The organism is Clostridium sp. CX1 (assembly GCF_025398335.1).
GTDB classification, from domain to species: Bacteria; Bacillota; Clostridia; order Clostridiales; family Clostridiaceae; genus Clostridium_AM; species Clostridium_AM tanneri.
Genome location: NZ_JAODOO010000049.1, coordinates 1 through 1,808, shown reverse-complemented (window position 1 = coordinate 1,808; position 1,808 = coordinate 1). Strand labels below are relative to the sequence as shown.

Sequence of the window (1,808 nt, the reverse complement as noted above, 5' to 3'; positions counted from 1 at the left end):
AATAATTAAAAAATGGCGCACTTTAATAAACCTTTGATATTAAGGCTTTTTTTAATTTACAAAACTTTTAAAACTTAAAAATTAGGAACTCTTTTTAAGTGGAAAAAGATGTGTTCCAGTTCTATCTGACTGAATTTTATTATGTAGCTTATTTATATTATGTGCCATTACTAACAGAATACTTTCTGACAAAACATTCCTTTTGCCTTTGCTTAGATATCTACGAAATCCCATATCGTGTTTTATTTCCGCAAAAGAGCCTTCGGCCTGAATACTTCGATTCATTCTCAACTCGCAGCCTTCTTCACTTACAATTCTTTCAAGATTCTCTTTGCGAAGCATGTTGAACAGCTTTGAAGTTTCGAGATTTTTAACTCTTTCTTCTAATGGTGTTTTGCAGTTATGTCCTTTTATACATTTATTCTTATGCTCACAGTTACTGCAGTCCTCAGAAGTGTAAATTGTTTTTTCACTTATATAGCCAGTCCTACTTTTTCTTTTTACTATTTTATTTACTATTAGCTTTTTATTATTTTTGCAAGTATAATAATCACCCAACTTTGTATAATCCATGTTTTCTATTTTACTTATATCATTTTTATATTTCCTTGTTTTTGATATTTCATAATTTGCTGGCTTAATATATGACAACTGTGCGTTTTCTTTAATATAAGCATAATTTTCCTCACTCTCATAGCCTGCATCTGCAACAATTTTAAAATACTTAAAATACAAGAAATTTTCCATACTTTTTATAAACGGAATCAATGTTGTTGTATCAGTAGGCTGGTCGCCTACAGTAAGCCACACTATATATTCAGAATCAACTCCATGCTGCACATTATAAGCAGGTTTTAACTGACCGTTTTTCATGGCGTCTTCTTTCATCCTCATAAACGTTGCATCTTTATCTGTCTTCGAATAGCTATTACGCTTGCCGCAGGTATGGATTTTTTGTGTATATTCTTTTAGCTTATTAAGATATTGTTCGAGTTTTTCAATTGAACGTTGAAGTGAAGTTTTTCTTTTACCACATCCATGTACAAATTCTATATTTTCTTGTTTTTTCAAGGCGTAAAGCTTCTTGCGTAGCTTTTTGACATGCTTTATTTTTACTTTGTTCTCATATATAAGCTTTATTCCATACAGTTCTTCACATTCATCTACGAAATCAACTAATTTATAAAGTAATCTCTCCAAATTTTTTGAAACTGATTTTTTCCAAACGAAGGTGTACTTGTTGGCGCAGGATTCTATCTTTGTACCATCAATAAATATTGCATCTCCTAATATTTCTCCAATTTCATAAAGAAAGTTTGTCATTTCAGCCATAATTGTTTCTGAACATGGAGTAAAGTGAAGACTACGGAACCTTGCAAAGGTAGAATGATCTGGTACTGGTGAACCTTCTAACAGGTACATGAAATTTACATCTCTTTTACAGGAGGTTTCCATTTCTCTAGAAGAATAGCTATGATTCATGTAAGAATAAAGTACAACCTTCAGCATCTGACGAGGCGTAGCCTGATTTTCCCTTAATCGGGAATAAGTCGAGTATAAATCTGTTAAATCCATCTCCTCTACAAACTGACTTAGCAAACGCACCGAATCATTATTGGAAATCATGTACTCAATATTTAGTGGAAGTTTTAATTGATAATTTCCACGATTTGAAGTATAATTTTTGTGTAAATTAATGTATTTTGCCATACGTTAATTTTACTATAAATCTTCCACTCTTCCGAGTGGGAGATTTATTTTTTTATGCAAAAAGCTGTCGCACTATTTTTAGTGCGACAGCTCCTTTA

Annotated in this window: 1 protein-coding gene; it reads right to left on the bottom strand. The window is 31.7% G+C overall.

Going from position 1 to position 1,808, the window contains the following annotated elements; all coding sequences use genetic code 11:
* Window positions 1-81: 81 nt before the first annotated feature.
* Window positions 82-1,710, bottom strand: coding sequence for an IS1182 family transposase (locus N4T77_RS20060; RefSeq protein ID WP_261673636.1), 1,629 nt, complete (start codon window positions 1,708-1,710; stop codon window positions 82-84).
* Window positions 1,711-1,808: the final 98 nt, after the last annotated feature.

Coding starts and splice junctions, on each gene's coding strand:
- N4T77_RS20060 (WP_261673636.1), bottom strand. CDS start 1,710: ATGGCAAAATACATTAATTTACACAAAAATTATACTTCAAATCGTGGA.